Consider the following 23,359-nt stretch of genomic DNA (forward strand, 5'->3'; position numbering starts at 1 on the left):
AATAATGCAACTAGACCACTATACCAAATTTTAACAGATTTGCAGTGTTCTTAAGTTTAACTAGTATATAAGGAATTTCTGTTTATTTATTAAAATGTAAAGCCTGAATCTTATATTTAAGCATGATTAAAGAAGATAATGTTAATGTGATTTGTCTACTCGTATTTACATAATAATAGGTTATACCGAATGCCACAGATTCAATTTGATACTATCGTTATTGGTTCCGGCCCCGGGGGAGAAGGCGCAGCAATGGGGTTGGTAAAACAAGGGAAAAAAGTTGCCGTTATTGAACGTTATAATAAAATTGGCGGTGGTTGTACCCACTGGGGAACAATTCCCTCTAAAGCGCTTCGGCACGCGGTCAGCCGAATTATCGAATTTAATCAAAACCCATTATACAGCGATAAGTCTCGTCTTCTGCGCTCTTCTTTCTCCGACATTCTTAAACAAGCCGAAACCGTAATCAATCAACAAACACATATGCGACAAGGATTTTACGAACGGAATGGCTGTAATATGTTTGCTGGTGAAGCCTCTTTCATTGACGAACATACCGTAAAAGTTCTTTATAATGATGGTACTGACGATACGCTATATGCTGAAAAAATTATTATCGCAACCGGCTCTCGTCCTTATTGTCCACCTGATGTCGATTTTCAGCATTCACGCATTTACAATAGCGATTCGATTTTAACACTCAATCATGAACCCCGACATGTTATTATTTATGGTGCAGGAGTAATTGGCTGTGAATATGCTTCAATTTTTAGAGGGTTAGGGGTAAAAGTTGATCTTATTAATACCCGTGATCACCTTCTCTCGTTTCTAGACCAAGAAATGTCAGATGCTTTATCATACCATTTTTGGAATAATGGTGTTGTTATTCGCCATAATGAAGAATATGAAAAAGTTGAAGGAACAGATGATGGCGTAATTATTCATCTGAAATCTGGTAAAAAGGTCAAAGCCGATTGTCTATTATATGCTAATGGCCGTACCGGAAATACTGATAATCTAAATTTAGAAAATATCGCTATTCCTATTGATAATCGAGGTCTGATTAAAGTTGACGCTACCTATCGTACTCATAATGAAAATATCTATGCTGTCGGCGATGTTATTGGTTATCCCAGTTTAGCTTCAGCGGCTTATGATCAAGGTCGTCTCGCAGCCCGTGCAATAACAACAGGTCACGGTGATACTCATTTAATTGAGGATATTCCAACCGGGATCTACACCATTCCTGAAATCAGTTCTGTCGGTAAAACCGAACAACAATTGACTGCCATGAAAATTCCGTATGAAGTCGTGCGCGCCCAATTTAAACACTTAGCCAGAGCGCAGATAGCAGGGATGAATGTAGGCAGTTTAAAAATTCTATTTCATCGCGAAACATTAAAAATTTTAGGTATTCACTGCTTCGGGGAGCGTGCAGCAGAAATTATTCATATTGGACAGGCAATTATGGAGCAAAAAGGTGAAGGTAATACTATTGAATATTTCGTTAATACCACCTTCAATTATCCAACTATGGCAGAAGCATTTCGGGTTGCTGCGCTAAATGGATTAAACCGTCTGTTTTAACCAAATAGAACCCAATGTTAGAAGTAAGTTAACAATTAATTTTTACTATAGTATCGCTGCATTTGTTTACGTATTGCCTCAGCAAATTGTTCATGACAACTTCTAAGCGGTGAACCAGGTCGATAAACTAAAACAATCGAACGTGAAGGAACAGGGTTAATACAATCAAGATAATAGACGCCATCACGTTTTATCTCTTTCGGCACCGATAAATCTGGCAAAAGTGTTATACCACTGCCAGCTGCCACCATGTTACGTAATGTTTCCAAACTGGTGGCACGAAAGTGGGTATCATCTTTGGCCCCGACCTGAAAACAATATCCCATCGCTTGATCACGTAAACAGTGACCATCCTCCAACATGAGTAATTTCTGCCCAACAAGCTCTTGCATCTCAATTTCCTTACGATTGAACCACGGATGCTCTTCATAAATGGCTAATCGCATAGGTTCCTCATAAAGAGGAATTTCAATAAAAGCTTCAGTCTCTTTCACTTGCGCTAATATTGCACAATCCAGTTTACCATTATTTAATTGTGCTAACAGATGGTGTGTCTGTGCTTCATGTAAATACATCTCCAGTTTAGGAAATAAACGGTGTAATTCTGGAATGATGTGAGGCAAAAGATAAGGACCAATGGTAGGAATTAATCCTATGTGTAACGGGCCTGACATGCTTTCACCTTGTAAGGAAGCCATTTCCTGCAATATTTTAACTTCTCGCAGTACTGTTCTAGCTTGTTCAACTAATAATAATCCCTGCTGAGTAAACAAAACCTTTCGGCTTGTTCGTTCTAACAACATAACCCCTAAATCGTCTTCCAATTTACGAATTTGACCGCTTAGGGTCGGTTGACTAACATGGCAGGCATCTGCAGCACGCCGAAAATGTTTATGCTCAGCTAATGCAACAAGGTACTCCAAATCACGAATATTCATGCCTATTCCTTCCCTAAATATAAATTTGATAGAATCAACCTATCTATTCATCATAATGGATCCAGTTTTCCTATCAACGAAAAAATTCAGCAATAAAATTTATTTTTGTAATTCATAGATAAAAACAATGAAATTAAACGTTTGCACGGTGAGTTGTTTATCGCCAGTGACTGATTCTGCTGAGTTGCTAAAATTGCACAACTAACTTGCGGCCATAAAACACAGCCTCAACGCTATATTTACAGAATATTCAGATTCACTAAGCATCGATTGTATACATCACCAATAAAGGCTTGACTGAACTCTTATGGTCAAATTAATTGCCATTGTTTAATTTAAATCGACCCATTGCGATAATTATTTTATTAATAGTATTATTATGTTATGGCAAATATTTTTTAATTCTTAAATAAAATCTTTATATCGAAATATATATTATAATGACGAACCTATACACCATTAATTTTCCTTTTTTCCTGTGTATATTGGGGTTATGGATTCAAGGAAAAATTAGTATCATTAACATTCTCATTAATAAATCTTGTACACTGAACTAATATTAATTACTGTATTTTTATTCAAAGAAATGCATGAGTATTGAAATTTTAGTCATTAAGGCTGGTAGCAGTGAAAGCGAAACTCCCGACATTTATTGAGTTATATCGTCAATTAATTGCCATACCATCAATTAGTTCTGTCGATGCAAGACGCGATCAAAGTAATGAAGCATTAATTAATCTACTGGCAGAATGGCTAAAGACGCTAGGTGGAAAAATAACCATTCAACCGGTGCCAGAAACTCGCCATAAATTCAATTTACTGGCTACTTTTGGTCAAGGAGAGGAGGGATTACTACTCTGTGGGCATACTGATACGGTTCCTTTTGATGAAGGGCGCTGGACAAAAGATCCTTTCCAATTAACGGAATATAGCAACAAATTATATGGTTTAGGCAGCGCAGATATGAAAGGATTTTTCGCTTTTATTATTGATGCCTTACGCAATATCGATATTTATCAGTTACAGCATCCCATCTATATTTTGGCAACTGCTGATGAAGAAACCACCATGGCAGGGGCACGTTATTTTGCCACAACGGCTGAAATTCAGCCTGAATTGGCGATTATTGGCGAGCCAACTTCACTACGACCCATTCGCGCTCATAAGGGGCATATCGCCAATGCCATCCGCATTACCGGTCAATCAGGCCATTCAAGTGATCCAGCAAAGGGTATCAATGCGATTGAATTAATGCATGAAACCATTAGTCAGTTAATTATGCTTAGAAATAGACTAAAAACTGATTACCATCACAAGGCATTTGCTATTCCCTACCCAACAATGAATTTTGGACATATTCATGGCGGGGATGCAGTAAATCGAATTTGTGGATGCTGTGAACTACATATCGATATTCGCCCACTACCTGGTCTATCACTACAAAATTTGGATGAATTATTGCATGCCGCACTTGAACCGATTAAACATCGTTGGCCTAATCGCATTACTATCGAGGAACTACATCCTGCTATTCCTGGTTTTGAATGCCCAATAAATCATAAGATGTTGAAAATAATTGAAAATTTATTAAACAAGAAAGCACAAACCGTTAATTACTGCACCGAAGCACCTTTTATTCAAACTCGCTGTCCAACATTAATATTAGGTCCAGGCTCGATAGAGCAAGCGCATCAACCTGATGAATTTATTGAAATTAAATATATAAAACCAACAATTGCATTACTTTCACAAATGATAACCCATTTTTGTTTGAAAAAATAAACCACTACATAGGAAATCAAATAAGGCAAGTTCGTATTCCTTTCGTTTATTGCACTATTTGTGTGCATTTTAGGCGTCTAAAACGCACACAAATAGTGCAATTTACTATTCAATTTATTATTATTTACTCATAAATCATTCAAAAAGCATTTATTCTAGGTTATAAATAATTTGGCATGATTTTCGCTTAATGATTAATTAACAACTTTAATGAAACTTTTTGGCACTATCGTTCAAAAGTAGGATCCAATCAGGAGAAGCTTTATGTCTGTTGAGCATGTTTTATCCATGATCAAAGAGCACCATGTTAAATATATTGATCTACGCTTTACCGATACCAGAGGTAAAGAGCAACATATCACTATTCCTGCTCACCAAATCAACGAAGATTTCTTTGAAGAGGGAAAAATGTTTGACGGCTCCTCTATTGCCGGTTGGAAAGGAATTAATGAATCAGATATGATGCTTATGCCTGATCCCGAGACGGCAGTGCTAGATCCTTTTTTTAGTGATTCAACCCTAATTATTCGCTGTGATATCCTAGAGCCCCATACCCATCAGGGCTACCAACGCGATCCACGTTCAATTTCTAAACGCGCCGAAAATTTCTTACGCAGTAGCGGTATCGCCGATACGGTATTATTTGGACCTGAACCTGAATTCTTTGTGTTTGATGATATTCGCTTTGGCAACAATATTTCTGGTGCTTATTATCATATCGACGATATCGAAGCAGCCTGGAATTCTGGCGCACACTATGAAGATGGCAATAAAGGTCATCGACCAAGCGTTAAAGGGGGTTATTTTCCTGTCCCACCCGTTGATTCCTCTCAAAATATGCGCTCCGCCATGTGTTCCACCATGGAGAAAATGGGTTTAATTGTCGAAGCACACCACCATGAGGTTGCCACCGCAGGCCAAAATGAGGTCGCTACCCGTTTTAATACAATGACCAAAAAAGCCGATGAAACACAAATATACAAATACGTCGTGCATAATATTGCTCATGCTTTTGGCAAAACAGCGACATTTATGCCAAAGCCACTCGTGGGTGATAACGGCTCTGGCATGCATTGTCATATGTCGCTGGAAAAAAATGGCACCAACTTGTTTGCCGGTAATAAATATGGTGGGCTATCTGAAACAGCCCTTTATTACATTGATGGTATTATTAAACATGCGCGTGCTTTAAATGCCTTTACGAATCCAACCACCAACTCCTATAAGCGTCTAGTACCTGGTTTCGAAGCACCGGTAATGTTGGCTTATTCAGCGCGTAACCGGTCAGCTTCTATTCGCATTCCAATGGTTGCCAATCCGAGAGCATCACGGATTGAAGTTCGTTTTCCTGATCCGGCGGCTAATCCTTACTTAGCCTTTGCTGCACAATTAATGGCAGGTCTCGATGGAATTATGAATAAAATTCATCCCGGAGAAGCGATGGATAAAAATTTATATGACTTACCTGCGGAAGAAGCACAAGAGATCCCAACTGTTGCCAGTTCACTGGAAGAAGCCCTGCATGCGTTGGATATAGATCGCGAATTTTTGAAACGCGGTGAAGTATTTACTGATGAAACGATAGACGCCTATATCAACTTATTAAAAAATGATGTTCAACGTATTCAGATGGCACCTCATCCATTAGAGTTCGAAATGTACTACAGCGTCTGATAAACCCTTCTCCGCTGGGTATTTTTTGTTGTGTTATATTACCTCATCATTTGATGAGGTTTTTTCTGCCTAATTATTGAACAAAAATACTTGGTTTATACTCAAATATGTTAATATGCACTAAAAAGGTGCAGGAGTAAAACTACGTGAAAATTGATAAATTACCCATTGCCGATCATATCTTAGATTGCTTGTTGCATAATATTCTCTTACTGGATAATAAACTCATCATCCAGTACGCTAATTATGCTAGCCGCCAATTTTTTTCAGCTAATCCAAGAAAATTGCTGGGTACACCGCTACCAATTCTTTTTGATTATTGTTCGTTTGATATGGATTTAATGCAAAAAAAAATAAAAAAAAATAAAAGTTTTACCGATAATGAAGTCACTCTGGTTATCAATAATCACTCTTATAACGTGACTATCAGTGCGCAGCCCATTTCACAAGGCTTTATTTTACTAGAATTTTCGCCGGTCAATTCCTATCGCCGTTTAGAGCAAGAACAATCATTACAAATCCTATCACGTGACTTAATCCGAACTTTAGCCCATGAAATAAAAAACCCGTTAGGGGGTTTACGTGGCGCAGCTCAACTGTTAGCCAAAACCCTTTCTAGTTCTGAGCAGTTAGAATATACCCAAGTCATTATTGAGCAAGCCGATCGCTTACGCAATCTCGTTGATCGTCTACTCGGCCCTCAACATCCCGGTTTGAAAACAACACAAAGTATCCACCAGGTTGTTGAGCGTACTTACTATTTAATATCACTGACGCTACCGGAAAATATTAAATTAATAAAAGACTATGATCCTAGTTTACCTGAATTACCACACTATCCCGAACAAATTGAACAAGTGTTACTTAATATAAGCCAAAACGCGATACAAGCAATGGAAGAAAACGGTGGAACCTTGACTATGCGGACTCGCACAGCGTTTCATGTGACATTACACGGAAAAACGTATCGGCTTGCCGCCCGTATCGATATTGAAGATAATGGTCCAGGTATTCCATCACAGATACAAGATACGCTGTTCTATCCGATGGTAAGTCATCATAAAGGTGGCAATGGCTTAGGACTCTCAATTGCACAAAATATTATTGACCAGCATGCTGGTAGAATCGAATTTTCTAGTTGGCCTGGCCATACGCAATTTTCGATTTATCTTCCTATTAAGAATTAGGTAACTGATATGCAAAAAGGTAAGGTGTGGATCGTTGATGATGATAGTGCCATTCGGTGGGTTTTAGAACGCGCGTTAAACAATGCCCACATGGAATGTACTAGCTTTGAAGATATTCAAAGTGTATTAATAGCATTAGAAAAAACCTGTCCGGATGTTCTAATTTCCGATATTCATATGCCAGATAACGATGGGTTAACCCTGCTGACACGACTTAAACAGAGCCATCCTAAATTACCGATTATTATTATGACTGCCCATTCAGATCTGAATACGGCAGTTAATGCCTATCAACAAGGTGCTTTTGATTACTTGCCAAAACCTTTCGATATTGACGAAACAATATTGTTAGTTAAACGCGCACTGAATTATTATCGCAATCAACAACCAAATACCAGATCAAATTCTCCACCAACGGCTGCTGTCAGCAAAATTATTGGTGAAGCACCCGCCATGCAGGAAGTGTATCGAATTATCGGTCGCTTATCTCGCTCCTCAATTAGTGTACTTATTAACGGTGAATCTGGCACTGGTAAAGAGTTAATTGCGGATGCGCTTCATCGTCATAGCCCTAAAGCAACTGGGCCCTTTATTGCGCTAAATATGGCAGCTATTCCTAAAGATCTGATTGAATCTGAGTTATTTGGTCATGAAAAAGGCGCTTTTACTGGTGCCAGCCAGGTCAGGCAGGGACGTTTCGAACAAGCGCATGGCGGTTCACTTTTTCTCGATGAAATCGGTGATATGCCACTTGATATTCAAACCCGCCTGTTACGCGTATTGGCTGAAGGCCAGTTTTATCGAGTCGGTGGTTATACACCCATTAAAGTTGATGTCCGTATCATTGCCGCTACCCATCAATGCCTTGAACAATTAGTACAAGAAGGCAAATTTAGAGAAGATCTCTTTCATCGTCTTAATGTCATCCGTATTCCTCTGCCACCATTGCGTGAACGGACTGAAGATATTCCGCATTTAGCCCGCTATTTCCTCCACCAGACCGCACAACAACTTGGTGTGGAGAGCAAAATTTTGGCGCCTCAGACAGAAACGATCTTAATGTCTTTACCTTGGTCGGGTAACGTGCGCCAGTTAGAAAATGTCTGCAGTTGGCTTACCGTGATGTCTTCCAGCCAAATGATATTACCGCAAGATCTGCCAAGCGATCTGCAACAAAATCAACAATTTCTTTATTCACCTAAAAAGACACTAGCGACAAATAACGAAAAATGGCTTGATCCACTGGCTAATTGGACAAAAACAGCGCTCGAAAATAATAAACAGAATTTACTACAGCAAGTATTACCGCAGATTGAACGTACCATGCTTGAATGTGCTTTAACCTATACCAAAGGTCATAAACAAGAAGCCGCTCGCTTACTCGGTTGGGGGAGAAATACCCTTACCCGTAAGTTGAAAGAATTTGGTATGTCCTAGTAAAAAAGAGCTGAAATATATGGCTATGCTATCCTCTTTAACCAACTAAATCACTCGTGAAAATTGACGTTGCCGCATTTGGTTGCGCAAATAAATATCAAAACACATACATATATTACGGATCAACAAACGACCTTTAGCGGTAATCTGTAGCTCTCTTTGACCAACAATCACTAAACCATCTGCTATCATCGGTTGTAATAACTGCAAATCTGCAAAAAAATAATCCTTAAAATCAATTTGATAACGCTGTTCAATATCACTATAAACCAGTTGAAAATTACAGATTAAAGTTTTGATCACATCACGCCGAATACAATCATCCTGGGTCAAGGATAAACCTTTCCATATTGCATGTTGATGATTTTCAATAGCTTGATAGTAAGCGTTTAAATCTTTTTGATTTTGCGCATAATGATCACCTAACATGCTAATTGCAGATACCCCCAGTCCAAGTAAATCACAGTTTTGCTGGGTGGTATAGCCCTGAAAATTACGATGTAAGACCCCATTACGTTGTGCAATAGCCAATTCGTCCTTAGGTTTAGCAAAATGATCCATACCAATAAATTGGTAACCATTTTGTGTCAAGGTGAAAATCGTTTGCTGTAAAATAGCCAGTTTTTGTTCTGCTGTTGGTAGATCCTGTGTTTTAATTTTGCGTTGTGCAGCAAAAAGATGAGGCATATGGGCATAATTAAAAACACTTAAACGATCAGGGGAAAGTGCTAATACGCGCTCTAAAGTAAAAGCAAAAGTTTCCGCTGTCTGTTTAGGTAAACCATAAATTAGATCGATACTGGTAGAATTAAACCCCACCTCACGTGCACGTTGTACCAAAGCAAAAATAAACGCTTCATCCTGCTGACGGTTAACTAAATGTTGTACCTGTTTATTAAAATCCTGCACACCCATACTCAGGCGGTTAAAACCCTCACACCGCAAGTGATCAATAATATGCAATTCTATTTCTCGCGGATCAATTTCAATTGATATTTCGGCATCAACGGCAAAATTAAAGTGTGATTTTAACATTGCCATTAGTTGACTGAGCTGGGATTTATCCAAATAGGTTGGTGTTCCCCCTCCCCAATGCATTTGGATCACAGTTCGATTGGTAAATAATTGCGCTTGTTTTATGATCTCTTTTTCTAAAACCAACAGATAGTTATCTACTTTATGTTTATGGCGAGTCACCAGCTTATTACAGCCACAGAAATAACACAGCTTATGACAAAACGGGATATGTACATATAGAGACAGGGGCCTGTCAGGATAGCGACTAGCAGCAATAGCAAAATCACTATCACTATAATTGTGGTTAAATTCTAACGCAGTAGGATAAGAGGTATACCTGGGCCCAGCATAGTTATATTTTTGAATAAGGGAGAGATCCCAAATAATACTCTGCTCTGACATTTTTTTATCCTTCAATAATGGCTATCTCCTATCTTATAGCCAAACTCACATTACTCTATTTATTACTACCGTCTTAAGTGATAAAAAATTATCTTAATCTGATGTAAAGAATACATTCAGCAAAAATAATTACTGATAAGTTATTTATAATTTATCAGCAGCCAATATTACTATTTTATTAGGTAATAACACGCATTTTTATGATTATATAATGATAGGATGAACAATGCTTACTTCCCTTTCAAAAGCCGCATAATGTCATCCGGTTTATCATCATCGCCTTCGTCATCAAGCTCAATACCAACTATTTTCAACAAGCAATCAATTCGCTCCAGTTGTTTATCTACATAAGCCATTTCCTCTTTGGCTAATGTTTTACCTTCTTCAAGATGAGTTAACAACGTGGCTAGGCGCTCGTCATTTTCCAATAATGCCAACTCTTCTTCTGGTGCTAATATTGATTTTTCTACCTTACTTATTTTTGGCTTGTTGCTATTTAAGGCTTTTTCTTCTTTACCGTCAATCAATAGTGATATCGGTTTCTTACTGCCAATACGAGGATCTTTCTCCATCAACGGACGATTGCTATTTTGTGCGTCAGTTCTATTTTGATAACGGCTACCTGCTACGTGACCACGCTTTTTTTTCTGTTTTTTTCGTTCTCGGCTGGCTAAATTGAGCGCTTCACGATTTTTTTTCATTTTATTTGCTGCTTTTACAGCAGGTTTTTTTTTATGGCCAGACATAACCGGTTTTCTCTCATTGCGGATTTCAATTCTCTATTTAACACAATAATATGATATATAGATGACTTATACTAGCTACAGTAAAATTAGAATAAATTAAAACTTCGATAAAATTGTTACCGAAGTAATTTAAATAAATTTATTATTCAGATAATGTATTAATCCTATTACGCATCCACCAAAATAATTTTTGCAATAAATAATAGTGCCACAATAACGACGGCCAAACCAATTTCACGCCACCGTCCTGTCCCTATTTTCATTACACAATAAGCAATAAAACCTAACGCGATACCTTCTGTGATTGAAAAACTAAAAGGCATCATAACTGCTGTGATAAAAGCGGGCACTGACTCGGTTAAATCATGCCACTTAACACGTGTTAGGCTGGATGTCATCAGAACACCAACATAGATTAGTGCGCCAGCTGTTGCATAGGCGGGTACCATACTGGCTAACGGTGAAATAAAAATGGTTAATAAAAATAGCAAGCCAACCACAATTGCAGTTAATCCAGTACGTCCACCTATCGCCACCCCAGCACTACTTTCAATATAGGCAGTGACTGAAGATGTTCCCATTGTGCTACCTGCAACTGAGCTTAAACTATCAACATAAAGTGCTTGTTTCATCTGTGGAAATTTACCCGTCTTATCAGCCAAACCCGCTTTATCAGTAACTCCAATTAAAGTCCCTGAAGAATCAAAAAGATTAATTAGCATGAAAGAGAAAATAATGCCAGACAAAGCAATATCTAATGAGCCAATCATATCCACATGTCCAACCACCGTCATGATGCTAGGTGGTAACGCAAAAAAACCATTATATTGAACATCACCAATAATCATGCCAATAATCGTGGTGATCACAATAGAAACAAGGACTGCAGCATGAATATTACGAGCCGCTAACACGGCAATGATAAAAAATCCTAAGATCCCCAATAACACATTAGATTGAGAAAAATTACCAATTGCGACCAGAGTATCCGGATTAGCAACAATAATGCCCGCATTTTTTAATCCCATCAGGGCAATAAATAAACCAATACCGCTAGTAATACCAACCCGTAAGCTTAAGGGAATATGCGCAATAATCCAGTAACGAATATGAAAAAGCGTTAAGAGAAATAAACCAACAGCTCCCCAGAAGATTGCCCCCATTGCTACTTGCCAGGAATATCCCATAGCACCAACAACGACAAAAGCAAAAAAGGCATTTAATCCCATCGCAGGAGCGACAGCAACCGGTAAATTGGCCACCATGCCCATCATAATACTACCTAATGCCGCAACTAGACAGGTAGTGACAAAAACAGCTTTAATATCCATTCCCGCCATTGATAAAATTTGCGGATTAACAAAAACGATATAAACCATTGTCAAAAATGTCGTCAATCCAGCAATGATTTCTGTTCGAACTGTCGTGCCATGTTCTTGTAATTTAAACATGCGCTGAAGCAGACTCTGTTGTCTGATCGGATCTGTTTTGTTCATATACATAGCCTAATAATAAAAAAAGTTTTTTTGCTCTATCCTACAATAAAACTAATTCAAATAGTTAATTATAAAATAGAAAAAAGAAAAACAATTATCTGACATAATGATGTGTATGAGTATTCAACTCAGTAATCACTGTGAAAATAAAGCTTAGCGGAATCAAAAAGAGTGTGGCATAAATTCGAACGAATAAATCACCATTTGTTGCCAATCTTTCATTTATCTCTATATAAGGAAAAAAATAAAATAGCGGACATTATAGGGAAGCCAACTGTTTTAGCTGCTTACCCGACAATAAAGCTAGTGACGACCGATTTTTCTCTAAACGACGTAAGATTTGATTTGCTATCATCTCAAGTGAAAAACACATAATGAAATAGATTAAGGCAACAAATAGAAAAATTTCCATTGGATAAATCATTTCTCGATTATTCACTTGAGTTGCTAAAAATGATAATTCTGCCACTCCGACTATATAAGCCAATGAAGTATCTTTAATTAATGCAATCCACTGATTAATAAAGGAGGGGAGCATCATCCGTAATGCTTGCGGCAGTATAATATGCCATAACACCGCCCAACGGGTAAAACCTAACGACATCCCCGCTTGCCACTGCCCTTGGCCAATCGCCAAAATACCGGCTTTTACTCCATGTGCCAAATAAGCTGACGCGATCAAAGCTAAAGCACAAATTACAGTCGTCAATTCAGGAATATCCGTGCCTAATAAAACAGGTAATAAAAAGTAACTCCAGAAAATCAACATGATGACCGGTATAGCACGAAAAAAACCTAATACAGCTGCCAATAAATTTGCCCACCAACCTTTTAACATCGCTAATGCAATTCCACCAGCAATGCCAAGAAAAATAGAGATACCTCCTGCTAATAAACTTATTAACAGTGTCAGTGCTGCACCTTCTAAAGGGCCATCAGGAAATGTACCAAATAACAGATAGCGCCAATTTTCAGCAATGACTGCAAAATTCATGTTAATGTCCCTTTATTAATAGGCGCTGCTGACGCCATTGTCCCCAGGCTTCCATCACAGCGATAATGGCAATATAAAGGATTGTCGCCAGGCCAAATGCCGTAAAGGTTTGTAAACTTTGACTTTCAATCTGACGAGAAACATAAGAAAGTTCTGCAACACCAATCGCCATAGTGAGGGAAGAGTTTTTCACAATATTCATATATTGACCCAGCAAAGGCGGCATCGCGATTTTTAACGCTTGGGGCAAAACAACATAACGCATGGCTTGCCAATCAGATAAACCTAATGCTAATGCAGCAAAATTTTGCCCTTGCTTTACACCATAGATACCGGCTCTTAATTCTTCAGCAATGAAAGGCGTAGAGTAGAGGATTAATCCAATCACCCCGGCCAAAAACTCAAATGATGGCCATGCTAGCTGAAGACCGAGAATAGTGAGCTGATGTGGTGTATTTAGCCACTGCATAACTGATTCCGGCAATATTCCGCCGACGGCAAAGTACCAAAAAAAAAGCTGTATTAATAATGGTGTATTACGAAATAATGAAATATAACTAATTGCCAACCAACGCAAAAATACGATATGACTATCTCTAGCAGCAACGACAACAAAACCTAACAGGGATGAGAAGACTATGGCACAAAATGAGATCCCAATAGTAATGAGTAAACCCTGCCAAATCCAATCAAAATACTCAGGTGCTAATAGCTGGGTAGAAAAAAAGTATTCAAACATTGATATAACCTATTTATGATGAAGGTACTCATTTAGGTATTTTTATTAAAAATAATATTGCTTATTTTTCTAATGGTGCAAATTTAAAATCACCACGCGGTAGTGCTGCTTTTGTTGCTGGACCAAACCAACGATTATAAATTATTTCCGCCTGACCACTTTTTTCTAATTTTAATAAAGTATTATTTACTGCATTGATCAAATTCGTTTCACCTTTAGCGGCTGCTAATGCCTGATATTCACGGGTAAGACTAAAAGGTGAGATCTCATAATCTGCTTTAATTTTTGCCGGTAAGTTCCCCAATAAACCAACCAGCTTGGCGTCATCTTGAGTAATAGCTTGTACATTACCATTTCGTAATGCTGCAAAAGCAAGTGGAGTATCATCATAAGATATTACCTTAGTATTGGGATAGCGTTCACGTAGGGTAATTTCCTGCACTGTTCCTTTATCCGCACCGATACGTAAAGGAATAATGTCATCAGGCGTTTTTAATACCCCAATACGTGCGATAAACTTCTGTCCAGTGGCAAAATCAGGAATTGAAAAATCAACTTGCTTAGCGCGTTCATTGGTAATAGTAAAGTTAGCGCCAATCAAATCCACCTTACCTCCTGTTAATAGAGGTATTCGATTCGCTGGATTAGTTGGACGTAATACTAATTTAACCCCAAAATCATTAGCAATCGCTTCAGCAATATCAATGTCATATCCCACCAATTTTTTAGTTTTAGCGTCAATAAAGCCAAAAGGGGGATTACTATCAAAAACAGCAATACGGATCACACCGGATTTTTTAATACTTTCCAATTTATCTGCTTTTGCCAACCCAGTGACTAAGGCTAATGCGACAGATAATAAAGTTGTAATAAGATTGGATTTCATTTCACTATTACCCTTTACTGTAAATTTTTGTATATTTATTCAAGCTCAAATTATCAATTCACAGTTAGAACAGGAAATAATATAAAAATCTATATTTATTCCAAAATGGAATAAATATAAGCTAAAAATAATCATCAAATAATTGGCTGAAGAACCTGTTAATGACTGCCTTTGGTCAACATTTTTTCCACAAAATCCCCACCTAAATGACGAAAATCTTGCCCTTTTAAATAATAGAAAATAAATTCACAAATATTTTGGCAACGATCACCTATTCGCTCAATGGAACGCGCGCAAAACAAGGCTGTTAATACACTAGGAATAGTGCGAGGATCTTCCATCATATAAGTCATGAGTTGGCGAACAATTCCTTCATACTCTTCATCAACTTTTTTATCTTCCAAATAAACCACAATTGCTGCATCCAAATCCATTGTAGTGGTCTAATAAAACTGTAGAGATTTATAGCTTATAATTAAGCAAAATCTTATAGGTATAAATATGACCCGAAAAGTAAAAGTAACCTTTAGCGGAAAGCAAAAACTGGAATATGCAAAACTCATGGTTGAAGGTGGATATAGCAATATCCAAGTTGAAAAAATATCCGGTGCGGGTAAATCTGCCGTATCACGATGGAAGCAACAATATCTTGCCGAGTTAAATGGGAATACGCCTGTAAAATCAAAAGCGTTAACACCCGAGCAACAGCGCATACAAGAATTAGAAGTTCAACTTAAGCGTGCTCAGAGGGATAATGACATATTAAAAAAAGCCGCGGCTTACTTCATCCTCGACAATCAAAACTCAAAATCGTGAAGCAACTGAAAATCATGTACCCCAATTTTACGGTCACTGAGTTATGCCATCTTTTTGAAGTAAGCAGCAGTAGTTTTTATTATGAAACGAAAATACCGACAGTTGAAAATGAAAGACTGTGTGGCGAAATCAAACGTATTTTTTATACATCGGGTCAAATTTATGGCAAAAGACGTATTCAAGCCGAGTTAAAGGGTTTAGGGCACCAAATTGGCACTTATAAAATATCGAACATCATGAAATTAAATCAATTAGTTGCAATTAGACCAACGAAAAAGCACTACTATCACTCATCGGGTAACGAACATCGATATGCCCCTAATTTGCTTAAACGACAATTTTCCCCTGAACAGCATAATCACTATTATGTCGGGGATATCACGTATATTAGACATCACTATGGGTGGAGCTATTTAGCCTGTGTGTTGGATTTAGCCACCAAAGAAATTATTGGTTATGCCTTATCAACAAAACCGGATTCGAAATTAGTGAAAGAAGCCTTAGATAACGCAATTGAACGGCAATTACCGGATACGACAAGTTTGATGTTCCATTCAGATCAAGGTTGCCAATATTCATCGGAGGAGTTTAGGGCGCACCTCTTTGAACGGAAAATAACTCAAAGCATGAGTCCGCGAGGTAATTGCCTCGATAATGCCGTGATGGAAAGATTTTTTAGGAGTTTAAAGACAGAAAGACTTAACCGTTTATCGTTTATGAATCATCAATCTGTTGTCTGTGAAGTTGAAAATTATATTCAGTTTTACAATTATTATCGACGCCATTCAACGATTGGTTATTTAACGCCACATCAAAAATATCATGAACTAAAAAATGCCGCTTAGATCTTCTACAGAATTTGTTGACCATTACATCTTGCAATGGCGCAATCATTTTGGTTGCCTGCTCAAGTAGATAATTTTTTTTATGAGTAGTTTTCCCCCTGAGTTCATCAGCCGTGTAGATGCGTGGGACGACTTGAGCATCGACAAAACACCATTTTCGGTTAGGGGCTGCCTCTTTAGGCCATTCGGATACTTCTGCTACACTGCACCCTTCGGGACAGAAACCGCTGATATCATAGCCCATTGAACGTATCACTCCGTCGGCATCATACTCGACTTTCATCGTATCTAGCTGAAAGTTTTTCTGGCACTCATACCAGTCCTGACCGTCTTCTGATATAAGAAAAATGACACCCATAGCGCTTTCTAGCGCTTTTTTGTCAGAGGATTCAGGGTGATAACGTTGAAAATTTTTAAGGTTTTGCATTACATACACCACACATTCATCCAGTTACCATTGATATTTTTTTGCAAAGGACGCCGCTGAATGAGGTCAACATATTCATCAGAGTTCCAGTTATACGCGCCGGTAATCACATGAGGCGGTTCATCACGATAACCAGGCCCACGCCATACCTGGACTTCTTGCATATGTCCCAATCGAATATCGCGCACAAAGGTATTATTTAGCCATCCGCTGAGATGGCCGCCCCAGACCGATCCGTGAATATTGCCATCTTCTTGATAGGTAGCGCCTGCGGCATGGAGTGCCTGCGGGGAATAAAAATGCCCGTTTTTATTGAATACCCAATCTCCACTACCGTCATTGCCGTTATTTAGCCGGACGCCATCACCTCCCTTGTCTTTGTAGAGCCACATGCGAACGCTACCATCCTGATTATGAAAACCCAGATGCTTGCGGTTATCCCCCTTCAATAAGAATTGGCCACCCTGTGAAATAATGTCGCCATTGACCGTGCCACCAGTCCGTTTATCCAGTGCATTTTTTGCACAATCTACCGTTTCCGTTAAACCAAGGTTTTATAACATCGAGAATTTAGCTAAAATTTTGACCAAACCAAGCAATTAAAAGGCTTATAGAGAGTGAGAAAAGGTTAAGAATGGCAAAAATAGGCTATATGAGGGTGTCAAAAAATGACCAAAATACCGATTTACAGCGAAAATCGCTCGTTTGTGCAAATTGCGAGCAGATTTTTGAGGATAAAATCAGTGGAAAAACAGACCAGAGACCTGGGTTAAAACGTGCATTAAAGTGCCTGAAATCGGGCGATACCTTGGTAGTCTGGAAGCTGGACAGGCTGGGTCGTAGCATTAAACATTTGATTACTTTAATATCCAAACTTGAAGATGAAGGTATTCATTTTCATAGTTTGACGGATGCCATTGACACTTCTACGTCCGCAGGTCGTTTTTTCTTTCATGTGATGAGTGCGTTGGCACAGATGGAGCGTGAACTGATTGTTGAGCGTACTAAAGCAGGTTTAGCCGCAGCAAGAAGCAGAGGACGTATCGGGGGTAGACCTTGCTCATTATCTTCCGCGCAGCAAGAGCAGGCTAAAAAATTACTTGAGTTAGGCCATAGTAGAACACAGCTGGCATTACTGTATGGCGTCTCATTAGCTAGCATCTACAAATATTGTCCAGTTAACCAGAATGCTCGAACAGGCCAAAATGACTCTGATGAAAAATAACAGTGTAATTTCGTTGCACTGATGGAAACAAAAGTAACCCACCATTTATCGCACGTTTTGGCTTCAAATATCGCGCGGCGCATCACCAAGCAAAGAGCCAACTCGCGCGAGTTGGGAAACGCAATCATTACGTACCGCGACTGCAGGATGTTTTTTTAATCCACCGCTGCCCCCCATTTCGGTAATGCCACCACTGTCAATATCCCGTAATGCATGTTCGGCGATAACCTTTTCCGCTCGCAACATCAATTCAAAGGCATTGCAATAAGCAATTAGCAAAGGCGCATCTTCCAGTTCAAAGGTACCACGCTGAATTAAAATATGGCTCTGGGTTTTCCACAACTTAACAGCATTTTCACCTATTAACGCCTCAGGTGGTGCAATACGAGTCAAGTTACTCTGTTTTTTCGCCGGTAAATTTCGCTTCCGGCCGCCTCCTGATGACCGAATACCGGTTGCCATACTCCCTCCTGAATTGTTAAAAACTATCGAAAAAATATTCCTTATTTCGCTTGCGTAAAAATAAACTTAAAGCGGCAGTCCTGGAAAGCGAGAGGGGTAGAGATTTTACCCGCCCCTCCCCCTGCTTTATTGGCTTCTTTCCGTGGCAGTTTTCTTGTGGTGACACGGTCAGCACAGACTTTGCAAGTTACTTTCTGCATCACTGCCGCCGTGGGCTTTTGCTATGATATGGTCAACAGTTTTAGCTGTAGTAGCCAGACTGTTTTTTAAGCAAGCTTGGCAGAGATATTTATCACGCTTTAATATCTGCATACGCAACTTATCCCACCTGGTGCCATAACCGCGTTGATGACGATTTTTTCCTTGCTGATGGTTTTCCCATCCTTGACTTCGATGTGCTTCACAATAGCCACTGCGATCAGTGGTTGTCTTGGCGCAGCCGCGTTTGCGGCATGCGCGGGGGATGCGGGGCGGCATGGAGTTTACCTTTAATTAACATTGGAAGATATTCAAAAAATATAATTACAAACAATTGCAAATCTATGATTGTGATCGATCTTTTCGCAAATGAAACATTGTTACTATTACTTTAGTTATTTAACTTTATATAAGGTATATAAATATGGAATTTTCTGCGGCAGAAAAACTTCAAATATCAATGCTATGTGAAATTTTTAGAGCTCTAGAAATAAACAATAGTTATGATCCTGATTTAATCCAGCTTGCAATCTCAACAAATAATTATTGGGCTATCGGCGAACAATATCAATTAAGAGAACTAAGTAACTTACCCACCCCAAATAAACCTGAATTGGTTCACGAAATTCTTACTATGTACCGAACATTATCAAGTACATATAATCAAATGAATGAACAAGATAAAGACGATATTAAAAAAGCTTTGTCAAATAATAACCCCGAAAAATTACTGAATTTTCCTGGTTTTGATTTTAACCACGAAACTGAATATGCAACAATAGCAGAATTATTAAAAAAAATGGGATGTTATGCTGAAATGAATATAACTAATAATTCTCATATGCCTTCTATAGAAATCTATCAGAGAATGTTAAAAGTATTTTCAACTGTGTTAAAAGACTCTAATTACGACTATCAGATTTCAAAGCAATCCTTTATTAAAATACTTCAAGCAAAAATACATCCTAATAAGAGATAATTAATTTTCATTTAAATAAAAATTCAATGGCCCCAAGTTAGGGGCTTTTTATTTATAAACCTCACTCACTCTCTCCCTTAACCCCAAATACTGCGCCTCTAAGGTTTCAAGTTGGCGTCTGAGACGGAGATAATTTCGCCGAGCGTCAGGCGCCAGTTGGGTGGGTCTTGCATCATCCACGCTGGTGGTGGTGGCGGTAATATTGTCGGACTTTGCACACACCGCTTTGACATACAACCGCTTAGTGCCATTATGCAGATCGTCAGTAAGCTTACTGATTTCAGCTTTCGCATGATTAAGTTCCTGTGTTCGTTTAGTGTCCAGTTGATGTAGTAATTTCACCTCTTTTAAATAGCTGTTTTTAAGCTCTGTCTGCTTATCGAGTTCATCCACCAGCTGGTTATATTGATATTTAAGTTGGGCATAGTAGTTATATAAAATCACAAGCGATATTGAAGCCAATATAGTGATAAAAAATGGCAAACTATTTAATTTCATATATTGCCTGCACATATCGCTGATTCAATTTCACGACGCGTCATCAGACCCTGCCACTTTTCCTTACCAACATAAACCCACTGCTTCATCGCTTCACATGCACCATCCAGATCGTTCGCATTAAGTTTTTTGAGTAATGTAGAACGCTGGAAATTGCCAATGCCAACGTTATAAACAAAAGAGTAAATAGCGGCCTGTGTCAGCGTATTGACTTTGACCTGGATTAATGGGTCGACCTGTTTTTTAACCGTCTGCAAATCACTATTAAGCCACTGTTCACACTCTGCTTTGCTATAAATGCTGTTGGGTTTAATATCCTTTCCCGTATGGCCGAAACACACCGAAAGTACACCGCCGCCATCAAAATAAGGCGCTAACTTTAGTCCTTCAAAATGCATTATCATGGTCGAAGCAAGTAACATCACTCCACCCGCCGCTACTACAATCTTTTTAGGTATCTTCACCATAATGATATTCCTTCAATTTATATTCCTTACGCTTGTAGTACCAATTAACTAAAAAAGTGCCTATCGTGCAGACAATACCGACAATAGCCACCCACTGCTCTAAAGTGAAAATACTTAAAATGGTGATCAGGATGCCCCATAGATAGGCTATAGGACTTGAATATTTTTCAGGCATGCGCATATCCACTCCCTACAGAGTGTATCCATGAGTTTAGTGTGATAAGTTAAAAGTTATGCGTTAAGCTAATCGCTTTACACACCGAGTTACCTTAACGCATTAGTTTTCAAAACTGGAATGACGACATCAATATAAACAAAATGAATAGAAAAATAAGAGATGAAAAACAATGATGAAATTACAAAGCTAAAAACCATACTCCCAAAGAGTAAGGTTTTTTATTCTTGATTTCTTGTTACTAATTTTATTAGCTATTTAGGACAACAACATTTGTTGCTGTATTGCCTTTCATGCCCTGAAAAGGTGTATAACTAACTTCCTGTCCTTCATAAAGAACTTGATAATGAGTGTTTTTGATTTCAGAATAGTGTACAAAAACTTCTTTACTACCATCATTTGGAGTAATAAAACCAAATCCTCTATTACCATCAAACCATTTAACCAATCCGTGAATAATATTTGACATTATGAATCCTTATAATTGTTTATTTTTTGTTTCAATAAATGTAGATTTGAATACTTATTGTAGTTAAATTAAAAGGAATCCATAGAATAGAGATGTATCGATAATATCATTACTCTCTGAATTTATTTAAATTTTTATAACAAGAGATAATTCCAAACCAGGAGTACATTAAGACATACTTTTTAATGTTAAACAACATTTATTTAATTAAACGTTTAGTATTGGCTATATATAAGGCTAAAATCATCACTAAAATTGATACTGAATAAACCAACACACTTATTGGTTCTTTATGTTCGACGATAATTAATCTAATGATTGCGGTGATACCTATATAAATAAAGTATTGTAGCGGGAAATGGTAAACTGATTGAAAGTATTTGATTATTAAAGCAATAAATTCAAAATAAAGAAAATAAGTAATTATCCCTTCAAGTAAAAGATAAGATGGCATAGTTTCTGAATTTTTGAATAGCAATGCTGATAAGACGATAGTTTCTTTGATTAGGAAAATAATTAATATGATTGCGATTATTAACAAACTACAGCTAATTATCCATTGCAATAACCGTGCTATCAATTTTGATTGAGATAAGCCAGACAAATAAACCTCCACACAATTTTAGCTTTCATGTCGGCTTATTTCTCAACTAAAAACAAGTCTTGCTAAAGTAGAATTCAATATTTATCCCTAAATATAGCGACATGAGATAACATTTTAATACTAAGCATATTAATTTATTTCCCTTTTAATATTTCCGTAATTTTCAATCCTAAACTTTACTATCATAAGAAAACTAAAGACAAACTACTTTCAATATTATTAATATCTATAAATTAATAAAATTATTTAGTATAAAAATTAATTTGCACATAAAATAAACCAATATACTAAATTTCTTTTAAATATCTCCTATTTTGTTCATTTTTGCAAGCTAAATCAAAACCCTTATTTTTTACTCTTGTTTTACTTGTTTCTAAGCGAACTTCTATTTAATCCTCAAGTAAAGAAGAAAAATGATGAAAAACACTAAAAATTAAAAACCCCACTCTAAACAAGTGAGGCTAAGCATTATCTATCCAGATTTTTCAATAAGATGACTCATTTATTCCGAAAGTTTTTTAATCAACTCATCCTTGTGAATAATTACATAACCAGATCGGTGGCCAATTTCAAATAGTGTTTCGAGAGAAGAAACATACTCATTGTCATGAACGACTCTTGCGCTATCTACTTTACCATTAGGAAGTAAAGTCAGCAGGATCTTATTAGTTGTTCCAGTTACGGTAATAGCACTGTTAAGTTCTGCTTCCATTCTATCAAATTCGGCAATGTAGGCTTCTTTAAACTGAGCGGCCTTTTTTCCTGTAAATCCCATTACTAAGAAAATGAAGCCGTTTTTTGTCATTTCATATGCATCATAAGTGTTTCCTTTATGTTCGAATTGAACCCGCCAAAAGTTGCGGGTTAAAAATTGTTCAGAACAATCAAGGTTAGATATTTTTAGAACAACTTTTTGATGTTCTTTACCAAAGTAATCGGCAACGTCTTTAGAAATTGTTATAGCCTTGTTATTGTTGATAGTAACTTTAGGAGTGATGGTAGATAATTGAAGTGTCATGATGACCTCCGATGGTTACTTAAATTTACTCACCATCAGGAGTTCTCACACTCTCTGGTGGTGAACTGAATGGGGGTGAGAATACCGGAGTAACCGCCGGCCAACCTTTCGGTTGCCCCATCCACCCCACCATTGAATATGGCTAGATTACGACAATAAAAAACACGCTCGCGGCGTGTGTCATGTCGCGGTTACTAACTCGGGTTCTCACGCCCGATATCTGATTTATCAGATGCAGGTAAACTATAGCGCATGTATTTGCTTTCTCGTCAATGCAAAAAGAAATGAGTT

Annotated in this window: 24 protein-coding genes and 2 pseudogenes; 8 read left to right on the top strand and 18 right to left on the bottom strand. The window is 37.8% G+C overall.

All coding sequences use genetic code 11. The features are described 5' to 3' along the window. Positions 1-189 precede the first annotated feature (189 nt). Positions 190-1,587, top strand: a complete 1,398-nt coding sequence (sthA, locus tag ArsFIN_RS16700; RefSeq protein WP_026823340.1) for a Si-specific NAD(P)(+) transhydrogenase — start codon at positions 190-192, stop codon at positions 1,585-1,587. 35 nt (positions 1,588-1,622) lie between these two features. On the opposite strand, the gene oxyR is transcribed toward sthA, so the two are convergent. Further along, complete coding sequence (gene oxyR / locus ArsFIN_RS16705) at positions 1,623-2,525, bottom strand: DNA-binding transcriptional regulator OxyR (protein WP_026823341.1); 903 nt, start codon at positions 2,523-2,525, stop codon at positions 1,623-1,625. A 627-nt stretch (positions 2,526-3,152) separates the two neighbouring features. Here oxyR and argE point away from each other — a divergent pair. From argE to glnG, 4 genes are all read left to right on the top strand, one after another. Continuing rightward, complete coding sequence (gene argE / locus ArsFIN_RS16710; RefSeq protein WP_026823342.1) at positions 3,153-4,307, top strand: acetylornithine deacetylase; 1,155 nt, start codon at positions 3,153-3,155, stop codon at positions 4,305-4,307. A 264-nt stretch (positions 4,308-4,571) separates the two neighbouring features. After that, positions 4,572-5,981 carry a glutamate--ammonia ligase gene (gene glnA, locus ArsFIN_RS16715; protein ID WP_026823343.1) on the top strand — a complete coding sequence of 470 codons (1,410 nt, stop codon included), beginning with the start codon at positions 4,572-4,574 and terminating at the stop codon, positions 5,979-5,981. A 146-nt stretch (positions 5,982-6,127) separates the two neighbouring features. Then, positions 6,128-7,168: a nitrogen regulation protein NR(II) gene (gene glnL, locus ArsFIN_RS16720; RefSeq protein WP_026823344.1), complete on the top strand. Its 1,041-nt coding sequence runs from the start codon at positions 6,128-6,130 to the stop codon at positions 7,166-7,168. Between the two features lie 9 nt (positions 7,169-7,177). Further along, positions 7,178-8,605: a nitrogen regulation protein NR(I) gene (gene glnG / locus ArsFIN_RS16725; RefSeq protein ID WP_026823345.1), complete on the top strand. Its 1,428-nt coding sequence runs from the start codon at positions 7,178-7,180 to the stop codon at positions 8,603-8,605. 45 nt (positions 8,606-8,650) lie between these two features. Here the strand turns inward: glnG and hemN are convergent, their stop codons facing one another. From hemN to ArsFIN_RS16760, 7 genes and pseudogenes are all read right to left on the bottom strand, one after another. Then, a complete protein-coding gene (gene hemN, locus ArsFIN_RS16730; RefSeq protein ID WP_026823346.1) occupies positions 8,651-10,024 on the bottom strand; it encodes an oxygen-independent coproporphyrinogen III oxidase in 1,374 nt (457 codons plus the stop codon). 230 nt (positions 10,025-10,254) lie between these two features. Next, a complete protein-coding gene (gene yihI, locus ArsFIN_RS16735; protein ID WP_338023298.1) occupies positions 10,255-10,725 on the bottom strand; it encodes a Der GTPase-activating protein YihI in 471 nt (156 codons plus the stop codon). 212 nt (positions 10,726-10,937) lie between these two features. Next, positions 10,938-12,266, bottom strand: a complete 1,329-nt coding sequence (locus ArsFIN_RS16740) for an NCS2 family permease (protein WP_026823348.1) — start codon at positions 12,264-12,266, stop codon at positions 10,938-10,940. Positions 12,267-12,525: 259 nt separating this feature from the next. After that, entirely contained in the window at positions 12,526-13,260 is a 735-nt protein-coding gene (locus tag ArsFIN_RS16745; RefSeq protein ID WP_026823349.1) for an amino acid ABC transporter permease, read from the bottom strand. A 1-nt stretch (position 13,261) separates the two neighbouring features. After that, the gene (locus ArsFIN_RS16750) at positions 13,262-13,999 is read right to left on the bottom strand and encodes an amino acid ABC transporter permease (RefSeq protein ID WP_026823350.1); all 738 of its coding nucleotides are present in this window, start codon (positions 13,997-13,999) and stop codon (positions 13,262-13,264) included. A gap of 61 nt (positions 14,000-14,060) precedes the next feature. Further along, on the bottom strand, positions 14,061-14,885 hold the full coding sequence (locus ArsFIN_RS16755) for an ABC transporter substrate-binding protein (protein ID WP_026823351.1): 825 nt from the start codon (positions 14,883-14,885) through the stop codon (positions 14,061-14,063). Positions 14,886-15,043: 158 nt separating this feature from the next. Then, positions 15,044-15,319: pseudogene (locus ArsFIN_RS16760) on the bottom strand (PhoU domain-containing protein); the annotation flags it as partial. A 67-nt stretch (positions 15,320-15,386) separates the two neighbouring features. Here ArsFIN_RS16760 and ArsFIN_RS16765 point away from each other — a divergent pair. Further along, a protein-coding gene (locus tag ArsFIN_RS16765) for an IS3 family transposase (RefSeq protein WP_135678018.1) occupies positions 15,387-16,546 on the top strand; the annotation gives its coding sequence in 2 pieces (ribosomal slippage) (positions 15,387-15,666 and positions 15,666-16,546; 1,161 coding nt in all). Positions 16,547-16,634: 88 nt separating this feature from the next. Here ArsFIN_RS16765 and ArsFIN_RS28625 read toward each other — a convergent pair. Both ArsFIN_RS28625 and ArsFIN_RS16775 read right to left on the bottom strand, forming a co-directional pair. Next, positions 16,635-16,973, bottom strand: a pseudogene (locus ArsFIN_RS28625) (tail fiber assembly protein); the annotation flags it as partial. Next, positions 16,973-17,365, bottom strand: coding sequence for a hypothetical protein (locus ArsFIN_RS16775; RefSeq protein WP_034250032.1), 393 nt, complete (start codon positions 17,363-17,365; stop codon positions 16,973-16,975). The pseudogene ArsFIN_RS28625 and the gene ArsFIN_RS16775, both read right to left, overlap by 1 nt. Before the next feature lie 242 nt (positions 17,366-17,607). Here ArsFIN_RS16775 and ArsFIN_RS16780 point away from each other — a divergent pair, with 242 nt between their 5' ends. Beyond that, positions 17,608-18,198, top strand: coding sequence for a recombinase family protein (locus ArsFIN_RS16780; RefSeq protein WP_026823607.1), 591 nt, complete (start codon positions 17,608-17,610; stop codon positions 18,196-18,198). Between the two features lie 63 nt (positions 18,199-18,261). Here ArsFIN_RS16780 and ArsFIN_RS16785 read toward each other — a convergent pair whose 3' ends face one another. Together ArsFIN_RS16785 and ArsFIN_RS16795 are read right to left on the bottom strand one after the other, a co-directional pair. Beyond that, positions 18,262-18,660, bottom strand: a complete 399-nt coding sequence (locus ArsFIN_RS16785) for a P27 family phage terminase small subunit (RefSeq protein WP_051297120.1) — start codon at positions 18,658-18,660, stop codon at positions 18,262-18,264. A 168-nt stretch (positions 18,661-18,828) separates the two neighbouring features. Beyond that, complete coding sequence (locus ArsFIN_RS16795) at positions 18,829-19,137, bottom strand: HNH endonuclease (protein ID WP_051297119.1); 309 nt, start codon at positions 19,135-19,137, stop codon at positions 18,829-18,831. Between the two features lie 145 nt (positions 19,138-19,282). On the opposite strand from ArsFIN_RS16795, the gene ArsFIN_RS16800 reads away from it, so the two are divergent. Continuing rightward, complete coding sequence (locus ArsFIN_RS16800; RefSeq protein WP_026823606.1) at positions 19,283-19,837, top strand: YfbU family protein; 555 nt, start codon at positions 19,283-19,285, stop codon at positions 19,835-19,837. Between the two features lie 48 nt (positions 19,838-19,885). On the opposite strand, the gene ArsFIN_RS16805 is transcribed toward ArsFIN_RS16800, so the two are convergent. The 6 genes from ArsFIN_RS16805 to ArsFIN_RS16830 form a co-directional block, all read right to left on the bottom strand. Further along, a complete protein-coding gene (locus ArsFIN_RS16805) occupies positions 19,886-20,335 on the bottom strand; it encodes a lysis system i-spanin subunit Rz (RefSeq protein ID WP_051297118.1) in 450 nt (149 codons plus the stop codon). Next, on the bottom strand, positions 20,332-20,802 hold the full coding sequence (locus ArsFIN_RS16810) for a lysozyme (RefSeq protein WP_135678020.1): 471 nt from the start codon (positions 20,800-20,802) through the stop codon (positions 20,332-20,334). The genes ArsFIN_RS16805 and ArsFIN_RS16810 overlap by 4 nt, the downstream gene beginning before the upstream one ends. Next, positions 20,786-20,983, bottom strand: coding sequence for a phage holin family protein (locus ArsFIN_RS16815; protein ID WP_026823603.1), 198 nt, complete (start codon positions 20,981-20,983; stop codon positions 20,786-20,788). Before ArsFIN_RS16815 ends, ArsFIN_RS16810 begins: the two co-directional genes overlap by 17 nt. 244 nt (positions 20,984-21,227) lie before the next feature. Further along, positions 21,228-21,446, bottom strand: coding sequence for a cold shock domain-containing protein (locus ArsFIN_RS16820; protein WP_026823602.1), 219 nt, complete (start codon positions 21,444-21,446; stop codon positions 21,228-21,230). A 199-nt stretch (positions 21,447-21,645) separates the two neighbouring features. Continuing rightward, a complete protein-coding gene (gene psiE / locus ArsFIN_RS16825) occupies positions 21,646-22,050 on the bottom strand; it encodes a phosphate-starvation-inducible protein PsiE (RefSeq protein ID WP_026823601.1) in 405 nt (134 codons plus the stop codon). A gap of 502 nt (positions 22,051-22,552) precedes the next feature. Then, positions 22,553-23,068 carry a Rha family transcriptional regulator gene (locus ArsFIN_RS16830; protein WP_051297117.1) on the bottom strand — a complete coding sequence of 172 codons (516 nt, stop codon included), beginning with the start codon at positions 23,066-23,068 and terminating at the stop codon, positions 22,553-22,555. Between the last annotated feature and the right edge of the window lie 291 nt (positions 23,069-23,359).

This window comes from Arsenophonus nasoniae (genome assembly GCF_004768525.1).
GTDB lineage: Bacteria > Pseudomonadota > Gammaproteobacteria > Enterobacterales > Enterobacteriaceae > Arsenophonus > Arsenophonus nasoniae.